The organism is Microbacterium sp. Ag1 (assembly GCF_001005635.1).
GTDB classification, from domain to species: domain Bacteria; phylum Actinomycetota; class Actinomycetes; order Actinomycetales; family Microbacteriaceae; genus Microbacterium; species Microbacterium oxydans.
Map to the genome: position 1 here is coordinate 11,905 of NZ_LBCR01000017.1, position 20,969 is coordinate 32,873.

A 20,969-nucleotide genomic window follows, 5' to 3' on the forward strand; every position below is an offset into this window, starting at 1 on the left:
GGAACGATGTCGAGCGACGAAACGCCGAACGTCCCCACACCTCGCAATTCTCGCGAGGCCGTGCGGGAGAAGGCTCAGAAAGTGCACGCCCAGCAGTCGAGGGCGCGCCTCATGCGACGGATCATCATCGGTGCCGTCGCGATCGTCGCCGTAGGGGCGATCGGCACTGCGGTGACCCTTGCGGTGTCAGCACAGGTGTCGAAGCCGAAGCTCACCCCCACCGGAATGGAGTCGGACGGCGTGGTCGTCACCGACATCACCGCCGTGGCGGGGTCCGATGAGGTGCCGGTATCACCCTCGGAGGAGCCGTCCGATGCCGCAGCCCCGGTAGAGCCGACGCCCGAGGCCACGGCCTCCGAGAAGGTCGACATCCACGTCTACGTCGACTACCTCTCGCCGGACGCGGGCAAGTTCGAGCGGGCGAACGCCCGTCAGCTGGCCGGCTGGATCAGCGAGGGAGCGGTCACGGTCAGCTACCACCCGGTCGCTCTGCTCACCGCGAGCTCGAACGGCACGAAGTACTCGCTGCGGTCCGCAGCGGCTGCCGCCTGCGTGGCCAGCCACTCGCCTGCACAGTTCTACGCGTTCAATCATGACCTGCTCGACAAGCAGCCCGACGTGGGCAGCGACGGCATGTCGGATGAGGATCTCGCCAACCTCGCAGCCGCCGTCGGCACCGACAACACCAAGGCCGTGCGCTCGTGCATCGAGGACGGGGACTTCGTCAGCTGGGCGAAGGAAGCGACCACCCGCGCGCTCGAAGGACCACTGTCCGGTTCCAAGGACCTCAAGCTGAACGCGTCGCCCATGATCGTCGCGAACGGTGAGGCATACGTGGGTGCATTCGACGATCCCGCCGAGTTCTCGCAGTTCGTGCTCAGCGTGGCGAGCGACGCCTCTCGCGAGACGCCGACCCCCACGCCGACTCCGACCACCACGCCTGCCTCCTAGGTCGAGGTGTGGTCGATGCCATCGCTAAGCTGATGGATGGCATCCGCCGACTTGGCGCAATTGGTAGCGCACCGTACTTGTAATACGGGGGTTACGGGTTCGAGTCCCGTAGTCGGCTCCACACACGAAGGCCCGCATCCCCTCGGAAACACGGGGGATGCGGGCCTTTGTCGTCGCACTGATCGTGACCCGGCGCGTGGACGAGAGCCCGTCCTTGACAGCAGGATGGGCGCATGACTCTAGACGACTACCCGGTCCGGGCTTCGATCGGCGTGAAGGATATCAAGCGGTCCGCTTCCTTCTACGAAGGCATACTGCGGCTCGTGCCCGCAAGCATCGGCCCGAGCGCCGACATCGAAGGGGGCGCCCGTTTCTACGCGTGCGGGCAGGGCACCATGCTCCACGTCTTCGAGACCCCGACGGCGGGGTCGACGCACTCGACGGTCGCCACTTGGTACGTCGACGACCTCGATGCGATCGTCACAGAGTTGACGGCAGCCGGCGCTGTACTCGTCCGCTATGACGGTTTCGACCAAGACGAACGAGGGATCGGCCCCCGTGCCGGCGGTGGTCGCATCGCTTGGGTGGAAGATCCTGACGGAAACACCCTCGCGTTCGAGACAGATGACTAGGAACGCGTCACCCGTGTCCTCCGCATTCCGGGTCGGAGTTCAGCTGCAGAAGCCGGTTGCGGGAAGCGTGTCCGTGACGGTGATGCCGCGAACGAACGGCTCGGCTTCGGAGACCTCGAAGACCATCCACCGAGGACTCGTACCGACGACGTAGCCGGAGGTCCCCGGCGTCGCGTCGAATGCCCCGTCCGGTTCCGCGGTGGTGAGCTCGTCCAACGTCGATCCCAGGCCGATGCCGCTCTCCGTGAGAGGTGAGGTCGCCACGGGGCCGGACAGGGGGACATCGCCCGGCACGCGAATGGTGATGCCGCTCACGCCGCTCTCTCCGGGGTGACTGATGATCCCGAAGCTGGCCTGTGCGCCCTCCGCCGTCTCGTAGTACTCCAGGTCTTCGCAGGGGTCGGTCAGGGCGAACGTGGGGCTCAGCGCATCGACGATCGACTCCGAACCGAGCTCTGCGCGGCCGATCCCCTGGTCGGTGATGAGCCAGGTCGACGTGTCCGCCGCGTCGAAGCTCGGCGTCGATGACGGGGTCGGGCTCGGGGGAGCGGTCGGAGTGGTCGAGGCTGTCGCAGACGGGGTCGGATCCGCGCTCGGAGCCGAGCATGCGGCGAGGGAGATGGACAGGGCCGCGGCTGCGGCGAGGCTGACGAGCCGAACGGAGTTGCGCACAGGTCGAGCATAGGAGTGCGACAGGGATCGCCCGGGGACCGAGCGCTTCCCGCGAGGGCGTCGTCGGTCGCACGGCCGGCATCGGAATCGAACGCGGGCGTCCTAGGCTGGTCTGATGCTCAAAGGACTGATCCGCCCCGTCGAAGCCCACAGCGTGACCCTCAAGGGCGAAGACCTCGTCGAGGTCCGCGCGCAGCTCACGGCTCAGGCTCCCGAAGGGTGGGACCTGGTGTCGGCCATGGCGACGATGGAGAAGGCCGGGTCGATGCGCTCTGTCGAGGGCAAGTTCCTTCGCCGCGACGGGATTCGCGAGATCGAGGCCGACGTCATGGCCGCGCTCGAGGGTCAGGTGCCGGAGGGATGGCAGTTGCTCTCCGTGTGGAAGACGGACTGACGTCTCCCTGCGTGTCCGGCGCGGGCGAGTTCAGATCGCTTCGTCGATCGGCGGCGCCTCGACGACCTCTTCGATCAGGCTGATCCCGCCTGTCGAGCTCGCCGACTGCATGAGGTCCTGAATCCACTTCGGGTTCAACTGCGGCGCCTCCGGTTCGTCGAAGGTGAAACGGAGCGGAATCGACGGGTGCAGCCAGATCGTCGAGCGCCCGGGGGAGTCGCTGTCAGGGTGACGCCACGACAGGGTGAAGCTCTCGTTGCGCCGCAGTTTCGTCGCGATGACCACCTTCAGATGTGCGAGCGCCCGATCCTCGATGTGGATCGCATCGCCGTTGCCGTACTGGATCGTTCCCATGGGGGAAACCCTATCCGCCGACACCTCCCACCCGCTTCTGCCCCCAGCGGCACCGGAGGCGAGACCATTCCGGAGTATCGCGCTAGACGGTGATATGTTACTGACTGTTGAGTTTCCTGGCGGTCCTGCGGATGCGCCAGGTCGAAGACGGCGCAGGTGGCCGACTCCCCGCCGCGGCCACCTGCGCTTGCCTCCTGAAGGCGGGATCCCTGGAGCGCTCATGCCGGAAGCGACGACGCCGGAAGGGCGGCACGATGTCACGGAGAAGCTTGCGCGCGCCGCGTACGAGCGCGAGAAGCGGCTGCTGCAGATCGAGCTCCTGAAACTGCAGGCGCACATCAAGCGCTCATCCGAACGTGCGCTCGTCCTCTTCGAAGGCCGCGACGCCGCGGGGAAAGGAGGCGCGATCAAGCGATTCATGGAGCATCTGAATCCTCGCGGTGCGCGTGTGGTCGCCCTCGACAGACCCAGCGACATCGAGCGCACGCAGTGGTATTTCCAGCGCTACGTCGCGCACCTGCCGTCGGGTGGCGAGATCGTCCTGATGGATCGTTCCTGGTACAACCGCGCGGGGGTCGAACGGGTCATGGGGTACTGCTCGTCTGCCGAGTACGAGGAGTTCCTCCAGACGGCACCGCAGTTCGAGCGCATGCTCGTCGGCTCGGGCATACGGCTCATCAAGCTGTGGTTCTCGGTCAGTGAGCACGAGCAGCGTCGACGCTTCGCCCGGCGGGCTGAAGACACTGTCAGGCAGTGGAAGCTGAGCCCGACCGACGTCGCGAGCATCGACCGGTGGGATGACTACACGGCGGCGAAAGAGGCGATGTTCCGCCAGACCGACACCGCGGCACTTCCGTGGCTCGTCATCAGGTCGGACGACAAGAGACGAGCGCGACTGGAAGCGATGCGGTGTGTCCTCACCCGCTTCGACTATCCCGGCAAGGATCCTCTCATCGCTCACGCGCCGGATCCGCTGCTCGTCGCCCGTCCGTCGCAGCTCTACGGTGACGACGAGACGCCGACGCCGTGACCGGCACCCCGACGCAACACGGCGTCATCCGGGAATGCGGGCGATGGGATCGACTGTTGTGATCGTCATGACTCGCATCGGAACAAGTGACCTCGACGTCCTCCCCCTCTCGCTCGGCGGCAACGTGTTCGGTTGGACAGCCGACCGCGACACCTCGTTCGCCGTGCTGGATGCCTTCGTGGACGGCGGCGGCGACTTCATCGACACCGCCGATTCGTACAGCGCCTGGGTTCCGGGAAACGAGGGCGGCGAGAGCGAGACGATCGTCGGCGAGTGGCTCGCGTCTCGGAAGCCCGCAGGGGTGGTCGTCGCCACGAAGGTGAGTCAGCATCCGGACTTCCGCGGTCTGGCCGCCTCGAACGTCCGTCGGGCCGCCGAGGCATCGCTGCGGCGTCTGGGCGTCGATGAGATCGACCTGTACTACGCCCACTTCGATGACACGTCGGTTCCGCTGGAGGAGACCGTCGCAGCCTTCGGACAGCTCGTCGACGACGGTCTCGTGCGTCACGTGGCGGTGTCGAACTACTCCGCCGATCGCATCCGTGAGTGGATCGAGATCGCACGGCGCACGGGTGTGGCGCTCCCCGTCGCCGTGCAGCCGCATTACAACCTCGTGCACCGCAACGAGGTCGAGGACTCGATCATCCCGGTCGCCGAGGAGTTCGAACTCGGACTCGTGCCCTACTACTCCTTGGCGAGTGGCTTCCTCACGGGCAAGTACCGGTCGACAGAGACCGTGGGCCAGGATTCGCCGCGCGCGCAGGGAGCGGCGAAATACGCGACCGAGGCGGGACTGCGGATCATCGACGCCCTCGAGGAGATCGGGGATGCGCACGATGCCTCCATCGCCGCGACCTCCCTCGCCTGGCTTCGCGCGCAGCCGACGGTGGTCGCCCCGATCGCGAGTGCGCGCAGCGTGGAGCAGGTTCCCGATCTTCTCGCCGGGGCGCGCCTCGAACTGTCGAGCGAAGAGGTGCAGCGGCTCAATCAGGTCTCGGAGTGGACGCCGACGAACGCGTGATCGGCGGGCTCTCGTCGCCGACGAGACCGAGCCGGTGCGCCAGGATCACCGCGTGGATCCTGTCTCGGGCACCGAGCTTCGCGAGGACCCGACCGACGTGCGTCTTCACCGTGGACTCGCCGACGTAGAGGGTCTGAGCGATCTCCGCGTTGGTGAGACCGCGGCCCATCGCGACGAAGACGTCGCGCTCGCGCTCGGTGAGGGACTCGAGAGCGGAGCTCTCGGCGGGTGCAGGAGCCGCGGCGGCGCCGAGCTGCGGCGTCACATGTTCCAGCAGCGTTCTCGTGATGCGAGGAGACAGCGCGGCATCGCCACGATGCACGGCGCGTACGGCGGAGATCATCTCGTGTCGCTGCGCGTCCTTCAGCAGGAATCCGCTCGCCCCCGCCCGGATCGCCCCGAACGCGTACTCGTCCAGATCGAACGTCGTCAGCACGAGCACCTTGGTCTGCGGACGGTCCCGGATGATCGCCTCCGTTGCGGCGATCCCGTCGAGTTCCGGCATCCGGATGTCCATCAGCACCAGGTCGGGCGCGAGCACGGCGCTCTGTGTGATGGCCGCCCTGCCGTCTCCGGCCTCGCCGACCACGACGATGTCGTCCTCCGATTCGAGGACCATCCGGAACCCGACTCGGATGAGCTGCTGGTCATCCACCAGCAGCACCCTGATCCTCTGCGTCATCCCTCTTCCTCTCTCGTCTGCGCCCGTGCGACGGACGCGCCCCCCGATGCGGGCAGGACCGCCCGCAGGACCCATCGTCCTCCACCTGCCGGCGCCGACTGCACCGTGCCGTGCACGTGGGCGGCGCGCTCCGACAGGCCACGGATGCCGAACCCGTCCGACCCGATCGCGCCGGAGACGCCGTCGTTCACGATCTCGATCGTCACGGCGTCGCTCGTGTACTCCAGGCGCACACTGATGCTCTCGGCCGTCGGCGCGTGACGCATGGCGTTGGTCACGCCCTCCTGGACGATCCTGCCGATCGCGTGCGCGACAGCGGGGGAGACCTCCGTCTGACCGACCACGGTGAGCGTCGCCGGATAGCCTGCGCGCTGAGCGGCCTCCACGGTGTCCCGTGCGGGCACGGGCTGCATAGGGGCCAAGGGCAGCGGCGATTCATCGTCGCGCAGCACCCCGAGCATCGCGCGCATCTCGGTGAGTGCGCCTCTGGCGGTGTCCGCGACGTGCGCCGCGGCCTTCTGGGCCTGTTCGCGGTCGGGGGTGGCCGCCGCTCCCTCGGACAGCGCGACGATGACGGTGAGCGAGTGGGAGACGATGTCGTGCATCTCGCGTGCGATGCGTGCTCTCTCCGATGCGGCCGCGAGCTGCGCCTGCTGGTCGCGCTCGATCAGCAGCTGGCGCGAACGGTCGATGATGGCGAGGAGATAGCGTTTGCGGCCCCCCACGTTCACGCCGACCAGGGTGCCGATGAGGCCGAGCGCCGCGTAGCCGAGGGCGGTGTCGATCCCGACCTGGAGCACGGTGGCCCCGCTCAGCATGAGCACCGTGGTGAGCACGAGGAACCAGGCAGCGCCGATCCCGTAGCAGATCCACGCCAGGCGGGCCGAGCTGTAGACCGCGATGCCGTAGCAGGCCACGAGCAGGAGCACGATGCCGCCCGACATGCCGGTGAAGAGCCCGACGGTTCCCAGGATCACGGCGGCGATGAAGGGACCCAGCGGCGCTCGACGGCGCCAGAGCAGGGTGCTGCATCCGATCACGACCATGACCAGGGTGGCGATGTTGACAGTGACGTACGTGGCCTCGGGCAGCGTGCTGCGCGGATAGGGCGCGGCCGGAGTGAGCGTCAGGAACAGGCAGATCAGCGCGATCAGGATGTCGGCGAAGAGCGGGTGACGAGCCCAGAACCGCCGGAAGAGACCCGGGGCACGCGGAAGCCGCAGCTCCTCGTCCTCGCGGATCGAGTCGCTGCGGCTTCGCGTTCTGCTCACAGGCCGACTTTACGCGTCGCGCGTGCGCAGCACGCCCCACGCGACCAGGGCGCCACCGGCGACCCAGCAGCCCAGCGTCAGGAACGCGACGGGGGCGTCGAGAGCAGCCGTCTCACCGGGCATGATCGCGGACTGTGCGGCTGCCACCGGGAGGTACGCCGACGCTTCGGTGACCCATGCCCAGGCGTCGCCGGCGAAGGAGAAGAAGCTCGCGACGATCGGCAGGACGAACAGCACACCGACAGTCGCTGCGATCGCTCCGGCGCCCGAGCGCAGGATGAAGCCGAACGAGACCCCGATCAGCGCGAAGACGGCCATCGCGAGCGAGGCGACGACGATCGGCAGCAGCGATGCGGACGGGTCCGACCACTCGATGCCCTGATCGCGCGGCGCGACGATGAGCGTGACCGCGAGCGCCGCGACAGCGAAGATCACCAGCGACGAGATGAACATGAATGCGGCCAGTACCGTCGACTTCGCCGCCAGCACCGAGCCGCGGACCGGGTTCGCCGTGAGCGTCGAGCGGATCATGCCCGTCGAGTACTCACCGGTCACGGAGATCGCACCGATGATGCCGGCGAGCAGCATGGTGAACTGGATCGGCATGATGACGGCCTGGATCGGTTCGAAGTCCGGCATGTCGAGGGCTTGGGCGATGAGCACGGCGATCGCGACGGTCAGGGCTGCAGCGATCCCGATGGACCACCAGGTCGAGCGCAGTGTGGCGAGCTTGATCCACTCGCCGCGCAGTGCACGCCCGAACGTCAGCTTCCGACCGGTGTCGACGCGCGGCCGCGTGGGTGCGGGGGCTTGTGTCGTGGTCATGAGATCTCCTTGGTGCGGTACTCGACGGAGTCGCCGGTGAGAGCGAGGTAGGCGTCTTCCAGCGAACCGGTGGTCGGGGTGAGCTCGTGCAGCGGAATGCCGCGGTCGGCGGCGAGGTCGCCGATCCGCGCAGCGGGCAGGCCCACGATGTCGAGGAGGTCGGGAGCGGAGCTCGCGATCTCCACGTCGGGTCCGCCGACGGCCGCAGCCAGGTCGGCCGGTCGCGGGGTGCGCACCCGCACCGTGTTCCTCGTCCATGACCGGACGAGATCTGCGAGCGGTGCATCGGCGAGCACGCGCCCACGTCCCATCACGATGACGTGATCCGCGGTCTGTGCCATCTCGCTCATCAGGTGGCTCGAGAGGAGCACGGTGCGCCCTTCCCCTGCGGCATGACGGACGAACTGACGCACCCAGCGAACACCTTCGGGGTCGAGGCCGTTGACCGGCTCGTCGAGGATCAGCGTGTGCGGATCGCCGAGCAGCGCCGAGGCGATGCCCAGCCGCTGGCCCATGCCGAGCGAGAACCCTCCCGCACGTTTGCGGGCCACGGACCCGATGCCGGCGAGGTCGATGACCTCGTCGACGCGCGAGGAGGGGATGCCGTGGGTCGCTGCCATCGCGCGGAGGTGGTTGCGGGCCGTGCGGCCGGTGTGCACCGCCTTGGCGTCCAGAAGCACTCCCACCTCCGTCAGCGGGGCGCGGAGCTTGCGGTACTCGCGGCCTGCGACGGCGGCGCGCCCCGACGTGGGACGGTCGAGGCCGACGATCATCCGCATGGTGGTCGACTTCCCCGCACCGTTCGGGCCCAGGAAGCCGGTGACGCTGCCCGGCTGGACGGTGAACGACACGTCGTCGACGGCGGTCTTGTCTCCGAACCTCTTGGTGAGGCCTTCTGCTGTGATCATGAGGACAACGTTACGGAGCGAGGTCGGGAGTGCGCGTCCCCCTCAGGTACACATCTGGTGCCGAGGCGTCCGACCGACGGCGGATGTATCGGTGTGTCAGCGGCGCGGACGAGCCTGAACCCGCGCGGCCATCTCGTCGGACGCGATGATCGCCTCGTCGATGATCTCCCGCGAAACCGGAGCCGTCAGCCAGTCGTGGCTCAGCGACGCCGGGATGAGCAGCGGCATCCGATCGTGGAGATCGACGAGGTGCGCAGGCGCGGGGCGCATGACGATCGAGTAGCACGTGTACCACTGGTCGTCTGCGGTGCGGCCGCGTTGCGTCACGGCGGCCATGCCGAACAGGGTGCCGTCGTCGACGATGAACTCGTTCCACTGCCGGGACGGCTTCTGCATCTCGTACCAGCTCGTTGCCGGGACGATCCCCCGCGACTTCGCGCCGCCCGGGCGCTCCTGCAGGCGCTCGGAGCGGGTGTTGATCGACGGGAACTTCGCCGGCTCGCCGTTCACGAGGAAACCCCACCATGCGGGTTCCAGCGTCGGCGCTGTGTCGGGCTGCACGATCAGCGGATTGAGGTTGCGCAGGTTCTTACCGGTAGGACGGACGGTCTCACCCGCGTTCTCCTGCGCCCAGACGCGCAGACCCTCGAGCACCGCCTCGTCTGCCGCGGCGAGGAGCTCTGCATCGGTGAATCGGGGATCGAGACCGTAGCTCGCGCACATGCCGTCAGCGTAGCGCGGGGCGCCGACATCCGGGTGGGAGGGTGCGGGCAGCATCTCGGGTAGGGTCGACGGGTGCCAGAGCCTCGTCGAATCCCCGCCCCGGTGGCACTCGGAGGGGCGGTCGCGATCGGGGTCATGACGGCGATCCAGGCGCGGATCAACGGCGTGCTCGGGGTGCGCGTGGACGACGGCATCGTCGCCGGCTTCCTCTCCTTCTCCGTCGGCCTGCTGGCACTCGCGATCGTGATCGCCTGCCTCCCCTCGGCTCGACGGGGAGTGGCGCGTCTCTGGAGCGGCGTCCGACAGCGCACGATCCCCTTCTGGATGCTCCTCGGAGGCGCCTGCGGTGCACTCACCGTCTCCACCCAGGGGCTCACGGCCGGAGTCCTCGGCGTCTCGCTGTTCACGGTCGGCGTGGTGGCGGGACAGACCGTGCACGGTCTGGTGCTCGATCGCATCGGATTCGGACCGGCCGGCGTCGTCGCGGTCACGCCGGGACGTGTCCTGGGAGGTGCGCTCGCGCTCGCCGCGGTCGGCATCTCGCTGTCCGGGGACGTGCTGGCGTCAGCGCCGCTGTGGATGCTGCTCCTGCCGTTCGCAGCCGGGGTGGGCATCGCGTGGCAGGCAGCGACCAACGGACGTCTGGCCCAGCGCGCGCGCTCACCTCTGGCCGCGACCCTGATGAGCTTCGTCGCCGGAACCGTGGTCCTCGCGCTGGCGTCCGGCGTGAGCATCGCGTTCCGTGGGGCACCCGCCGCCCTCCCCGCCGAGCCGTGGCTGTACCTCGGAGGCTTCCTCGGCGCCGCCTACATCCTCCTCGGCACGTTCATCGTGGCGCAGACGGGGGTGCTGCTGATGGGCCTGGGGTCGGTGCTCGGCCAGCTGACCACGTCGGTGGTGATCGACCTGGTGTGGCCGCCCGCAGCAGGGCCGGCGCTCTGGCAGGTGCTCACGATGGTCGTGGTCGCCGTCGCGTCTGTCGTGGTCGCGGTGCCGTGGCCTCGCCGCCGCTGAACTACTTCTTCTTCGCCTTCTTGGGTGACGGCTTCGGCATGCGCGTGACGAGCTTGCGGGCGTCGACGGTCTTGCGTCGTCCCGGTTTCTTGTGTTCGGGCTTGCCGCCGACGTAGAGCCAACCCAGGAGCTCCTCGTTCTTCCCGAGCCCGTGGGCCTTGGCGACGGCCTTGGCTCGCGTGTAGTGGCCCGTGCGCCAGATGACGCCCCACCCTGCCTCGTCGAGGAGAAGGCTCAACGTGTGGGCGACCCCGGAGGCGACGGCCTCCTGCTCCCACCGGGGTACCTTCTCGCTCTTCTGGTAGCTCGCGACGACGGCGATGAGCAGCGGGGCGCGCAGCGGCTTCGACGAGGGAGAGGAGTCGCCCTGTGCCTTCGCGATCGCCGCGCCGAGCACCTCCCGATCCGCGCCTCGCAGCTCGATCAACCGCCAAGGGCGCAGCGACGAGTGATCGGCCACGCGACCGGCGGCCGCGACCAGCGTGAGCACCTCGTCGCGGGTGGGCGCGGTGTCTTCGACCTTCGACCAGGACTGCCGTGCGCGGACGGCGTCGAGAGCGCTCACGACGCGTCGGGCGTGAAGTTCAGCGCGATGGAGTTCATGCAGTAGCGGTCGCCGGTCGGCGTCCCGAATCCGTCGGGGAAGACGTGACCGAGGTGCGACCCGCAGTTGGCGCAGCGCACCTCCGTGCGCACCATCCCGAGGCTGTCGTCCTCGATGAGCTCGACCGCGTCAGGACGGATCGACTCGTAGAAGCTCGGCCAACCGCACCCGGAGTCGAACTTCGTTCCGCTCTTGAAGAGCTCGGCGTTGCAGGCACCACAGGTGTAGAGGCCGGCGCGTTCCTCGTCGAGCAGCTCGCCCGTCCAGGCCCGTTCGGTCGCGGCCTGACGCAGCACCGCGTACTGCTCCTCACCGAGCTCCTCGCGCCATTCGTCTTCGGTCTTGTCCACGCTGTACGACATGTGTCCTCCTGAGTCGCTTCCATTCTCTCCCGGGAGACGAGGTCTCGGGTGCTCAGCGTCAGAATGGGACGATGACCGATGCCGTGCAGGACCGCTACGCACGATTCGCCCGCGACGAGGCGCCCGGACGCAGCGCCCTCTACGCCGAATGGGCCGCCGGTGTGGCGGACGACGACGAGCTCAAGGGCATCCTCCAGCGGATCCCGGAGAATCGTCGGCAGCCGCCCCTCGTGTTCGCCGTGACGCGCATGCTCGGCTCCGGACTCGTCGGGTACCCGCAGTGGAGGGACTTCGTGCTCCGCAACGCCGACGCGGTGGTCGCCGAGTGCGCGAACCGCAGCCTCCAGACCAATGAGCCCCTCCGCCTCGCGGCGCTGCTGCCCGTGCTGTCGGAGATAGCCGGACCGATCGCGCTGCTCGAGGTCGGAGCGTCGGCGGGGTTGTGCCTGTACCCGGACCGCTACTCGTATCGCTTCATCGCGGCGGATGGATCGGTCAGGAGCGCCCTCGATCCTCTTGACGGACCCTCGACCGTCGTGCTGGAGAGCCGGGTCTCGGGCGCGCTGCCTCCGCTGCGGATGCCGGACGTGGTCTGGCGAGCGGGCGTCGACCTCGCGCCCCTCGATGCGGCGGATGAACGGGATCGGCGCTGGCTGCGTGGGCTCGTGTGGCCGGGAGAGGAGGGGCGGGAGGAGCGCATCGATGCCGCGCTCGAAATCGCGGCATCGGATCCGCCGCTGATCGTCGCCGGCGATGCCCTCGAGGAGATCGATGCGCTCGCCGCGGCGGCGCCGGGCGGGGCGACCCTGGTCGTCACCACGCCGGGTGTGCTGGTCCATATCCCGAGAGCCCGGAGGGAGGCGCTGGTCGCGCGCATCTCCGCTCTGGACGCCCGGTGGGTCACGATCGATCCGCCCGGTGCCCTCGATGTCTGGGAGCCGCCGGTCGAAGGCGACGACTGGCCGGGATTCGTGGTGGCGCTCGACGGACAGGTGCGCGCGGCCGCAGATCCGCTCGGGGGCTGGTGGGAGTGGCGAACGGCTTCGCTGTCTGATGCGTCCTAACCTGGACTCATGCTCGGAGATCTCACGGAGCGCGACCGCACGATCCTCGCCCTGGAGGTCGCTTGGCCTCGCCATGGATCGGCCAAGGAAGAGGTCATCCGAGCTCAGCTCGGGATGAGCGCCGCCCGCTACTACCAGCTCCTCGGACGCCTGATCGAGTCGGAGGCCGCCCTGGAGTACGACCCCATGCTGGTGCGGAGATTGCGCCGGATCAGGGATTCACGCGCCAGGCAGAGGTCGGCTCGGATACCGGGCTTCGTCGGCTGAAGCGACTCGAGGAAGGCTCTCGGAACGAGCAGTGCCGCGCCGGAGAACGGATTGCCAGGAAGGTGCCGCTAGCATCGAGGGGTGTCCAAGCCCTCCCGCGATCGCTTCGATGACGTTCCCCGTTCCACCGGACGGGTGGGAGCGCATCGCGCCGAAGCTCCGGGGATGAACGGCTGGGTCGTGCTGCTGTGGTCCTTCGTCGCCGCTCTGGTGCTCATCATCGCCGGCATCTTCGGATCGCTCGTGGTCATGGGACGCATCTCGCTCTTCCCCGAGGCCGCTCCCAGCGCCGTTCCCACCCCGGTGGAGACGGGCGTGGTGGACACCTCCATCTCCGTGATGATCCTCAACGGCACGCCGGAGGAAGGGCTCGACACCCAGATGCGCGACCTGCTCATCAACAACGGATGGGCGTCGGAGAACGTCTTCGCCGGTGACAGCTCCAGCCAGGACTTCGCCACCACGACCGTGTTCTACGTCAACGACGAGGACGAACTCGCGGCGATCGGACTGGCGAACGTGCTCGGTGGAGCGGCCGTGCAGCAGAGCGACTACTACTCGGGTCAGACCGAGGAGGGCAACAAGCAGTTCACAGTGGTCATCGGCCTCGATCGATCGAGCTCAGCCGGCGAGACGCCCACCCCCTGACCTCGGCCGGTGCCGTACCTCCGGCGGCTTGCACTCGAAGGTGTCGAGTGCCAGAATGGCGTTAGCACTCTCTCACTCTGAGTGCTAAACCCAACGTCTACGTCCAGGAGGGACGAAAAAACTCATGGCAAAGATCATTGCTTTCGATGAGGAGGCCCGCCGCGGCCTCGAGCGCGGCCTGAACATCCTCGCCGACGCGGTCAAGGTCACCCTCGGCCCGCGCGGCCGCAACGTCGTTCTCGAGAAGAAGTGGGGCGCCCCCACCATCACGAACGACGGCGTCTCCATCGCCAAGGAGATCGAGCTGGACGACCCGTACGAGAAGATCGGTGCGGAGCTCGTCAAGGAGGTCGCCAAGAAGACCGACGACGTCGCGGGTGACGGCACCACGACCGCCACGGTCCTCGCTCAGGCGCTGGTCCGCGAGGGTCTGCGCAACGTCGCAGCCGGCGCCGACCCCATCTCGCTCAAGCGCGGCATCGAGAAGGCCGTCGCTGCGATCACCGAGGAGCTGCTCGCCAGCGCCAAGGAGATCGACTCGAAGGAGCAGATCGCCGCCACGGCTTCGATCTCCGCCGCTGACCCCGCCATCGGCGAACTGATCGCCGAGGCGATCGACAAGGTCGGCAAGGAGGGCGTCGTCACCGTCGAGGAGTCGCAGACGTTCGGTACCGAGCTCGAGCTCACCGAGGGCATGCGCTTCGACAAGGGCTACCTGAACCCCTACTTCGTCACGGACCCGGAGCGCCAGGAAGCGGTCTTCGAGGACCCGTACATCCTCATCGCGAACCAGAAGGTCTCCAACATCAAGGACCTGCTGCCGATCGTCGACAAGGTGATCCAGGACGGCAAGGAGCTCGTCATCATCGCCGAGGACGTCGAGGGCGAGGCTCTCGCGACGCTCGTGCTGAACAAGCTCAAGGGCATCTTCAAGTCGGTCGCCGTCAAGGCTCCGGGCTTCGGCGACCGCCGCAAGGCGCAGCTGCAGGACATCGCGATCCTCACGGGTGGCCAGGTCATCACCGAAGAGGTGGGCCTCAAGCTCGAGAACGCCACGCTCGACCTGCTGGGTCGTGCGCGCAAGGTCATCGTCACCAAGGACGAGACCACGATCGTCGAGGGTGCGGGCGAGGCCGACCAGATCGAGGGTCGCGTCACGCAGATCCGTCGCGAGATCGAGAACACCGACAGCGACTACGACCGTGAGAAGCTCCAGGAGCGCCTGGCGAAGCTCGCCGGTGGCGTGGCGGTCATCAAGGCCGGTGCCGCGACCGAGGTCGAGCTCAAGGAGCGCAAGCACCGCATCGAGGACGCCGTCCGCAACGCGAAGGCAGCCGTCGAGGAGGGCATCGTCCCCGGTGGTGGCGTCGCGCTCATCCAGTCGGGCACCAAGGCGCTCGACGCCCTCTCGCTCTCGGGCGACGAGGCGACGGGCGCGAACATCGTCCGCGTCGCGATCGAGGCTCCGCTGAAGCAGATCGCCATGAACGCCGGGCTCGAGCCGGGCGTCGTCGCGAACAAGGTGTCCGAGCTCCCCGCGGGTCAGGGCCTCAACGCAGCCACGGGCGAGTACGTCGACATGTTCGGCGCCGGCATCATCGACCCGGCCAAGGTGACCCGCTCCGCGCTGCAGAACGCAGCGTCGATCGCGGCTCTGTTCCTCACCACCGAGGCCGTCGTCGCCGACAAGCCGGAGAAGACTCCTGCTCCGATGGGCGACCCGTCGGGTGGCATGGACTTCTGATCCTGCACTCATGACAGAACGCCCCCGGCTTCGGCCGGGGGCGTTCTGCGTTCACGGCGCGTGTCAGCGGAAGAGGCTGGCGGAGTACTGATCGGCGTCCGCGTACTGGGTGGCGACGGAGCCGAGCGAGGTGCCGATCGATTCGAGGACCTGTTCCACGTGGATCTGTGCGCCCTGCCACTGCTCAGCGCAGTTCTGAAAGGCGTTGGACGCGGTGCCGGACCAGGTCGACTGCAGCTGCCGGAGCTGAGACATCAGGGTCGCAGACTCGCTCTGGAGGCGCTCGATGGTGGCGCGCGTCGCACTGTGAGCGGCGTGGACGGCTTCGGTGTCGACGGTGAAGACAGACATGGGAACTCCTTCTCGTAGGGGTTCCGAGGCTAGGCGGGGCTCGGCCTGATGAAGACGCACCAGGGGGCCGGGCACCGCGTCCTGTGCGCAACCGGGGGAAGCGACCCTTCGTGCAGTGACGTCAGGGGAGGTCGATGCGATCGAGTGGCTGTGTGTCCTCCAGGAGGTGCGCAGGCGTTGCTCGTGCCGGCGCGAGCGGAAGCGTCACGGTGAACGTCGCGCCGCCGCCCGCGGTCTCCGACACGTCGACACCACCGTGAAGCGCCTTCAGGATGGACGCGACGATCGCGAGTCCGAGGCCGGAGCCGCCGGTCTCCCGCGCGCGTGAGGTGTCGGCTCGCCAGAAGCGCTCGAAGATCTGCTCCCGGATCTGCGGCGGGATGCCTTCGCCGTGGTCGACGATCGCGATGCTCGCTGTGCCCGCGGCACGGTCGGAGTCGACGACGATCTCGATGGGGCCGTCCTCAGGGGAGAACCGACGCGCGTTGCCCAACAGGTTCGTCACCACCTGGCGCACCTTGTTCTCTTCGCCGAGCACGATCGGGGGAGTGCGCACCGGGAGGTCCGGAACCTCGGTGAAGTCGATCACCGGAGCCTTCTCCTGCTGACGGGACCGGCGGCGAAGGCGGGAGAGCGTGCCGCGGGAAAGGCCGCGGGGGGTCGGCTGCTCGGGAGGTTGAAGGGGCGGGATCTCATGCAGGGGGATCACGGTCTTGCTGTCGGCCGTCCGGTCGATCACCGTGACGGTCCGACCGGGGGCAGCGGCACGGAGGTCGAGCGCTGCATCCCGCGCGATCGGGCGGAGATCGAGCGGCACGATCTCGGGCTCGCGCTCCTCATCCAGCCGCGCGAGCGCAAGCAGGTCTTCCACCAGGACGCCCATCCTGATGGCCTCCTTCTCGATGCGCTCCATGGCCCGAGCGGTGTCCTCCTCGCCCTTGATTGCACCCATCCGGTAGAGCTCCGCGTAGCCCCGCACGCTCACCAGCGGGGTGCGCAGCTCATGGCTCGCATCACCGATGAATCGCCGCATGTGCTGCACGGTGCGGTCCCGTTGCGCGAGTGAGGCGTCGACACGGTCGAGCATCGTGTTGATGGCGGTGTTGAGGCGACCGACCTCCGTCGTCGGTTCGAGGTCGGTCAGCCGCTGACGGAAGTCGCCGGCGGCGATCGACATGGCCGTGGCCTCGACCTGACCCAGACGGCGGAACGTGAGCGTGACGAGCCCGCGGGTGAGGAGCGCGGCGATCAGGATGGTGATCAGGGCGATCGTGATGTAGATGCCGAAGTACTGACTGATGATGCGATCGGCGGGCGCGAGGGGGAGGGCCACCAGCTGGATGCGCAGGACCCCGCCCTCCGAAGGGACGACGGCGACCGCGGCGTGGAACAGCTCCCCGTCGGCTCCGGTCATCTCGAGCGGGATCTGATCCGTGTTGGCCGTCGCCTTGGCGAGCGAGTACTCGGACGGGAAGAGGGGAGCCTGGCCCGAGGTGCCGCGAGCGGTCGCACGCAGTTCGCCCGTCGCATCGTAGATCGCGAAGGAGAAGTCGCGCGGCTGCTCGTCGCGCGGGCTGTACGTGGTGACGCCGTCGACCGTCACCGAGTCGAAGTAGCGCTCGACCAGATCGCTCGACACCAGAGCGGGCAGCTGCGCGTCGATGTTCGCGACCAGGGCGTTGCGCAGGATCGGCACGGTGCCGATGCCGGCGATGAGCAGTCCGAGCGCGAGCACCGCGACGGTGACGCCGGTGACCTTCGCGCGAAGACTGATGCGCCGCCACCAGCTGGTGACCGCATCGGGCTTGTGCGCCATGCGGTCCTCCTCGGTGCGGCGACACCACCGTGCGACGGTGGCGGTGATGGTGCGGTGGTCGTCAGACCGTCTTGCCGACCTTCAGCATGTATCCGAAGCCGCGCTTGGTCTGGATGAGCGACTCCTCGGTGTGCGGATCGATCTTGCGGCGCAGGTACGAGATGTAGCTCTCCACGATGCCGGCGTCGCCGTTGAAGTCGTACTCCCACACGTGGTCGAGGATCTGCGCCTTCGACAGCACGCGGTTCGGGTTGAGCATCAGGTAGCGGAGCAGCTTGAACTCGGTCGGGCTCAACTCGATCGGCTCCTTGCCGACGTGGACGTCGTGCGTGTCCTGGTCCATGGACAGCTCGCCGGCGCGGATGATCGACTCCTCGTCGGCCTGCATCGTGCGGCGGAGGATAGCCTGTGCCCTGGCCACGATCTCGTCGAGGCTGAAGGGCTTCGTGACGTAGTCGTCCCCGCCCGCGTTGAGACCCTCGATCTTGTCGTCGGTGCCGTCCTTGGCGGTCAGGAACAGGATCGGCGCGGTGAACCCGGCGCCACGGAGACGCTTCGTCACGCTGAAGCCGTTCATGTCGGGCAGCATGACGTCCAGGATGATCAGGTCCGGCTCCTCTTCGAGGACGGCCGAGATCGTCGCGGCGCCGTTGGCGACCGTCTTCACCTGGAATCCGGCGAAGCTGAGACCCGTGGAGAGCAGGTCACGGATGTTGGGTTCGTCGTCGACGACCAGGATGCGCGGATCAGTCATGTCCCCATTATGGTGACTCCGGCCATGTGGATGCTGACTATTGTGCGGAACGGCGTCGACTCGCGCGTTCGCGCCGGCCTTCGTGAGCCGTGTATCGGCATCGGGGAACGGGATCGTCCCGCGGTCGGATGCGTCGCATAGCCGGACCCGGGAGGATCGAGGTATGAGCTCTCGCGAGGACGACGTCGCCGCCCCGGAAACTCCCGCCGCACGGGCCGATCGCCCCGACGAGGAGGAACTCGCATACCATCGGCTGGCACACCTGCGGCCACGGTATCGCTGGTGGCGCATGCTGCTCACGGGGCTCGTCGGCATCGCTCTCTACGTCGTGATCCTGCTGATCGTGATCGTGCCTCTCGCGATCATGTCGATGTTCATCCCCGGGTGGCGCGTCGAATCAGAGGTGCTCCTCAGCACCACGCAGTTCTTCGATCTCGATCGGCCCTGGCTGCTCGTCGCGCTGGTTCTTCCCCTGATCCTGATGATCCCGGCGCTGCTGCTGGCATCACGCCTCATCGAAGGGCGCGGGGTGGGACTGCTGTCCTCCGTGACCGGGCGCCTTCGCATGGCATGGCTCGGGAAGAGCCTGCTGCTGGCCCTGGCGGTGTTCCTCGTCTATTTCGCCGTCGTGTTGGGCTGGTCGGCGCTGAGCGGCGACGCGGTGACCGCCGACTTCTCCCACCCCGGGCTGTGGACGATGGTGCTGCTGGTCCTGCTGCTGATCCCGTTGCAGGCTGCCGCGGAAGAGTATGTCTTCCGCGGGTACCTGATGCAGTTGGTCGGTGGCTGGCTACGCCATCCTGCCTTCGCCATCCTCCTGCCCGTGCCGATCTTCGTCCTCGGTCATGGGTACGACGTGTGGGGTGCGGCCAGCGTCGGGATGTTCGCGATCGTCGCCGCATGGCTGACCTGGCGAACGGGGGGCCTCGAGGCGGCGATCTCGCTGCACATCGTGAACAACGTGCTCATCTTCCTGCTCGGCTCCGTCACGCTCGTCGATGCCAATGCGACCTCGGGGACGGCTGTCGATCTGTTCGCCTCGGCACTCGCGATGGTGATCTACGCCGTGCTCGCCGACCGATGGGCTGCGCGACTCGGGGTCGCGCGGACAGCGTGGCGCACGACTCCGGTACGCGCGTCAGAGACCCATCAACCGTCGGGGACCCACCAGCTGGGTGCGGTGCTTCACGGACGCGCCGCACGCGGGTGACGGGGGAGCGTCAGGCGGCGATCGCGTCGGAGTCCATGATCGTGTAGCTGTACCCCTGCTCGGCGAGGAAGCGCTGACGGTTCTGGGCGTAGTCCTGGTCGATCGTGTCGCGGGCCACGAGGGTGTAGAAACTCGCGGTGTGCCCCGACTGCTTCGGACGCAGCAGACGGCCCAGACGCTGGGCCTCCTCCTGACGCGATCCGAACGATCCGGACACCTGGATGGCGACCGAGGCCTCTGGCAGGTCGATCGAGAAGTTCGCGACCTTGGAGACCACGAGCAGCGAGATGTCACCCTCCCGGAACGCGCGGTACAGCTCTTCGCGCTCATCGACCGGGGTCGCACCCGTGATCTGCGGGGCGTTCAACGCCTCGGACAGCGATTCGAGCTGGTCGAGGTACTGCCCGATCACGAGGATGCGCTCACCCTCGTGCTTGGCGATGAGCTCGCGCACGGCGGCGACCTTCGCCGGCGCGGAGGCCGCGAGGCGATAGCGCTCGTCGTCGGTCGCGGCGGCGTACTCCAGACGGTCGCTCGGCGGCAGGTCGACCCGCACCTCGTAGCAGGCGGCGGGCGAGATGAAGCCCTGCGCCTCGATCTGCTTCCAGGGGGCGTCGAAGCGCTTCGGCCCGATCAGGCTGAACACATCGCCTTCGCGACCGTCCTCACGCACCAGGGTGGCGGTGAGGCCGATGCGACGACGCGCCTGCAGGTCGGCGGTGAGCTTGAACACGGGGGCAGGAAGGAGGTGGACCTCGTCGTACACGATGAGGCCCCAGTCGAGGGCGTCGAGCAGTGCGAGGTGCGCGTACTCGCCCTTCCGCTTCGCCGTGAGGATCTGATAGGTGGCGATCGTGACGGGCTTGACCTCCTTGGCCTGCCCGGAGTACTCGCCGATCTCCTCGGGGGTGAGGCTGGTGCGCTTGAGCAGCTCGTCGCGCCACTGCCGTGCCGAGACGGTGTTCGTCACGAGGATGAGGGTCGTCGTCTTGGTCGCTGCCATCGCTCCGGCACCGACGATCGTCTTGCCGGCGCCGCAGGGGAGCACGACCACGCCCGAGCCGTCCTTCGAGAACGCGTCGACGGCATCCTGCTGGTAGGGGCGGATGTGCCAGCCGTCCTCGGCGAGGTCGATCTCGTGGGGAGTTCCCGGGGTGTAGCCCGCCAGGTCTTCCGCCGGCCAGCCGATCTTCAGCAGCTCCTGCTTGATCTGGCCGCGTGCCCATGCGTCGATGACGAAGGTCTCGGGGGTCGGGTGCCCGATGAGAAGGGGCTGGATGCGCTTGTTGTTCGCGACCTGTGCCAGCACGGCGGGATCGGAGGATCGCAGGATCAGGGTGCCCTCGTCGTCGCGCTCGATCACCAGCCGGCCGTAGCGGTTCACCGTCTCCCGCAGGTCGACCGCGACGGACGGCGGGACCGGGAAGCGGGACCAGCGATCGAGCGTCTCGAGCATGTCCTCTGCGGTGTGCCCTGCGGCGCGGGCGTTCCACAGGCCGAGCCGCGTGATGCGGTAGGTGTGGATGTGCTCGGGAGCGCGTTCCAGCTCGGCGAAGATCGCCAGTTCGTGGCGGGCGCTCTCGGCATCGGCGTGGGCGACTTCGAGCAGCACGGTGCGATCGCTCTGGACGATCAAGGGGCCATCAGACATAGCTGACCAGTTTAGCGGTCG

At 67.9% G+C, this 20,969-nt stretch carries 24 protein-coding genes and 1 tRNA gene; 12 read left to right on the top strand and 13 right to left on the bottom strand.

Annotation, left to right across the window (positions count from 1 at the left end; translation table 11 throughout):
• Positions 1 to 6 precede the first annotated feature (6 nt).
• The 3 genes from AAY78_RS01080 to AAY78_RS01090 all read left to right on the top strand — a co-directional run bounded on the left by AAY78_RS01080 (position 7) and on the right by AAY78_RS01090 (position 1,583).
• The gene (locus tag AAY78_RS01080; RefSeq protein ID WP_046746532.1) at positions 7 to 951 is read left to right on the top strand and encodes a thioredoxin domain-containing protein; all 945 of its coding nucleotides are present in this window, start codon (positions 7 to 9) and stop codon (positions 949 to 951) included.
• A gap of 45 nt (positions 952 to 996) precedes the next feature.
• A tRNA-Thr gene (locus tag AAY78_RS01085) sits at positions 997 to 1,072 on the top strand.
• Positions 1,073 to 1,184: 112 nt separating this feature from the next.
• Positions 1,185 to 1,583: a VOC family protein gene (locus tag AAY78_RS01090; protein ID WP_046746533.1), complete on the top strand. Its 399-nt coding sequence runs from the start codon at positions 1,185 to 1,187 to the stop codon at positions 1,581 to 1,583.
• A gap of 39 nt (positions 1,584 to 1,622) precedes the next feature.
• Here the strand turns inward: AAY78_RS01090 and AAY78_RS01095 are convergent, their stop codons facing one another.
• On the bottom strand, positions 1,623 to 2,255 hold the full coding sequence (locus tag AAY78_RS01095) for a hypothetical protein (RefSeq protein WP_046746534.1): 633 nt from the start codon (positions 2,253 to 2,255) through the stop codon (positions 1,623 to 1,625).
• A gap of 115 nt (positions 2,256 to 2,370) precedes the next feature.
• Here AAY78_RS01095 and AAY78_RS01100 point away from each other — a divergent pair, with 115 nt between their 5' ends.
• Positions 2,371 to 2,649: a hypothetical protein gene (locus AAY78_RS01100; protein WP_046746535.1), complete on the top strand. Its 279-nt coding sequence runs from the start codon at positions 2,371 to 2,373 to the stop codon at positions 2,647 to 2,649.
• A 30-nt stretch (positions 2,650 to 2,679) separates the two neighbouring features.
• Here the strand turns inward: AAY78_RS01100 and AAY78_RS01105 are convergent, their stop codons facing one another.
• Complete coding sequence (locus AAY78_RS01105; RefSeq protein ID WP_046746536.1) at positions 2,680 to 3,003, bottom strand: DUF7882 family protein; 324 nt, start codon at positions 3,001 to 3,003, stop codon at positions 2,680 to 2,682.
• A gap of 181 nt (positions 3,004 to 3,184) precedes the next feature.
• Between AAY78_RS01105 and ppk2 the strand changes: the two genes are divergently transcribed.
• Together ppk2 and AAY78_RS01115 are read left to right on the top strand one after the other, a co-directional pair.
• Entirely contained in the window at positions 3,185 to 4,033 is an 849-nt protein-coding gene (gene ppk2 / locus AAY78_RS01110; protein WP_378802420.1) for a polyphosphate kinase 2, read from the top strand.
• Positions 4,034 to 4,100: 67 nt separating this feature from the next.
• On the top strand, positions 4,101 to 5,054 hold the full coding sequence (locus tag AAY78_RS01115; protein WP_046746556.1) for an aldo/keto reductase: 954 nt from the start codon (positions 4,101 to 4,103) through the stop codon (positions 5,052 to 5,054).
• Here the strand turns inward: AAY78_RS01115 and AAY78_RS01120 are convergent.
• The 5 genes from AAY78_RS01120 to AAY78_RS01140 all read right to left on the bottom strand — a co-directional run bounded on the left by AAY78_RS01120 (position 5,017) and on the right by AAY78_RS01140 (position 9,517).
• Positions 5,017 to 5,736: a response regulator transcription factor gene (locus tag AAY78_RS01120; RefSeq protein WP_046746538.1), complete on the bottom strand. Its 720-nt coding sequence runs from the start codon at positions 5,734 to 5,736 to the stop codon at positions 5,017 to 5,019. The two genes, AAY78_RS01115 and AAY78_RS01120, sit on opposite strands and share 38 nt — an antisense overlap.
• A complete protein-coding gene (locus AAY78_RS01125; protein WP_052748588.1) occupies positions 5,733 to 7,007 on the bottom strand; it encodes a sensor histidine kinase in 1,275 nt (424 codons plus the stop codon). Before AAY78_RS01125 ends, AAY78_RS01120 begins: the two co-directional genes overlap by 4 nt.
• Before the next feature lie 9 nt (positions 7,008 to 7,016).
• Complete coding sequence (locus AAY78_RS01130; RefSeq protein ID WP_046746539.1) at positions 7,017 to 7,832, bottom strand: transporter; 816 nt, start codon at positions 7,830 to 7,832, stop codon at positions 7,017 to 7,019.
• Entirely contained in the window at positions 7,829 to 8,740 is a 912-nt protein-coding gene (locus tag AAY78_RS01135; protein ID WP_046746540.1) for an ABC transporter ATP-binding protein, read from the bottom strand. Before AAY78_RS01135 ends, AAY78_RS01130 begins: the two co-directional genes overlap by 4 nt.
• A 96-nt stretch (positions 8,741 to 8,836) precedes the next feature.
• Positions 8,837 to 9,517, bottom strand: a complete 681-nt coding sequence (locus AAY78_RS01140; protein ID WP_231589627.1) for an SOS response-associated peptidase family protein — start codon at positions 9,515 to 9,517, stop codon at positions 8,837 to 8,839.
• 48 nt (positions 9,518 to 9,565) lie between these two features.
• Here AAY78_RS01140 and AAY78_RS01145 point away from each other — a divergent pair, with 48 nt between their 5' ends.
• Positions 9,566 to 10,477: a DMT family transporter gene (locus AAY78_RS01145; protein WP_046746541.1), complete on the top strand. Its 912-nt coding sequence runs from the start codon at positions 9,566 to 9,568 to the stop codon at positions 10,475 to 10,477.
• 1 nt (position 10,478) lies between these two features.
• On the opposite strand, the gene AAY78_RS01150 is transcribed toward AAY78_RS01145, so the two are convergent.
• The gene (locus AAY78_RS01150) at positions 10,479 to 11,042 is read right to left on the bottom strand and encodes a nitroreductase family protein (protein ID WP_046746542.1); all 564 of its coding nucleotides are present in this window, start codon (positions 11,040 to 11,042) and stop codon (positions 10,479 to 10,481) included.
• Positions 11,039 to 11,443, bottom strand: coding sequence for a peptide-methionine (R)-S-oxide reductase MsrB (gene msrB, locus AAY78_RS01155; protein ID WP_017828933.1), 405 nt, complete (start codon positions 11,441 to 11,443; stop codon positions 11,039 to 11,041). Before msrB ends, AAY78_RS01150 begins: the two co-directional genes overlap by 4 nt.
• Before the next feature lie 71 nt (positions 11,444 to 11,514).
• On the opposite strand from msrB, the gene AAY78_RS01160 reads away from it, so the two are divergent.
• The 4 genes from AAY78_RS01160 to groL all read left to right on the top strand — a co-directional run bounded on the left by AAY78_RS01160 (position 11,515) and on the right by groL (position 15,166).
• The gene (locus AAY78_RS01160) at positions 11,515 to 12,507 is read left to right on the top strand and encodes a DUF2332 domain-containing protein (RefSeq protein WP_046746543.1); all 993 of its coding nucleotides are present in this window, start codon (positions 11,515 to 11,517) and stop codon (positions 12,505 to 12,507) included.
• A gap of 9 nt (positions 12,508 to 12,516) precedes the next feature.
• On the top strand, positions 12,517 to 12,774 hold the full coding sequence (locus AAY78_RS01165; protein ID WP_046746544.1) for a DUF3263 domain-containing protein: 258 nt from the start codon (positions 12,517 to 12,519) through the stop codon (positions 12,772 to 12,774).
• Positions 12,775 to 12,855: 81 nt separating this feature from the next.
• On the top strand, positions 12,856 to 13,422 hold the full coding sequence (locus AAY78_RS01170) for a LytR C-terminal domain-containing protein (protein WP_307723494.1): 567 nt from the start codon (positions 12,856 to 12,858) through the stop codon (positions 13,420 to 13,422).
• Positions 13,423 to 13,546: 124 nt separating this feature from the next.
• A complete protein-coding gene (groL, locus tag AAY78_RS01175; protein WP_046746545.1) occupies positions 13,547 to 15,166 on the top strand; it encodes a chaperonin GroEL in 1,620 nt (539 codons plus the stop codon).
• 63 nt (positions 15,167 to 15,229) lie between these two features.
• Here groL and AAY78_RS01180 read toward each other — a convergent pair whose 3' ends face one another.
• From AAY78_RS01180 to AAY78_RS01190, 3 genes are all read right to left on the bottom strand, one after another.
• The gene (locus tag AAY78_RS01180) at positions 15,230 to 15,517 is read right to left on the bottom strand and encodes a WXG100 family type VII secretion target (protein WP_046746546.1); all 288 of its coding nucleotides are present in this window, start codon (positions 15,515 to 15,517) and stop codon (positions 15,230 to 15,232) included.
• Positions 15,518 to 15,638: 121 nt separating this feature from the next.
• A complete protein-coding gene (locus AAY78_RS01185) occupies positions 15,639 to 17,333 on the bottom strand; it encodes a sensor histidine kinase (RefSeq protein WP_046746547.1) in 1,695 nt (564 codons plus the stop codon).
• A 61-nt stretch (positions 17,334 to 17,394) separates the two neighbouring features.
• Positions 17,395 to 18,087, bottom strand: coding sequence for a response regulator transcription factor (locus tag AAY78_RS01190; RefSeq protein ID WP_046746548.1), 693 nt, complete (start codon positions 18,085 to 18,087; stop codon positions 17,395 to 17,397).
• Between the two features lie 163 nt (positions 18,088 to 18,250).
• On the opposite strand from AAY78_RS01190, the gene AAY78_RS01195 reads away from it, so the two are divergent.
• Positions 18,251 to 19,297, top strand: a complete 1,047-nt coding sequence (locus AAY78_RS01195) for a CPBP family intramembrane glutamic endopeptidase (protein ID WP_052748589.1) — start codon at positions 18,251 to 18,253, stop codon at positions 19,295 to 19,297.
• A gap of 10 nt (positions 19,298 to 19,307) precedes the next feature.
• On the opposite strand, the gene AAY78_RS01200 is transcribed toward AAY78_RS01195, so the two are convergent.
• Positions 19,308 to 20,948: a DNA repair helicase XPB gene (locus AAY78_RS01200; RefSeq protein ID WP_046746549.1), complete on the bottom strand. Its 1,641-nt coding sequence runs from the start codon at positions 20,946 to 20,948 to the stop codon at positions 19,308 to 19,310.
• Between the last annotated feature and the right edge of the window lie 21 nt (positions 20,949 to 20,969).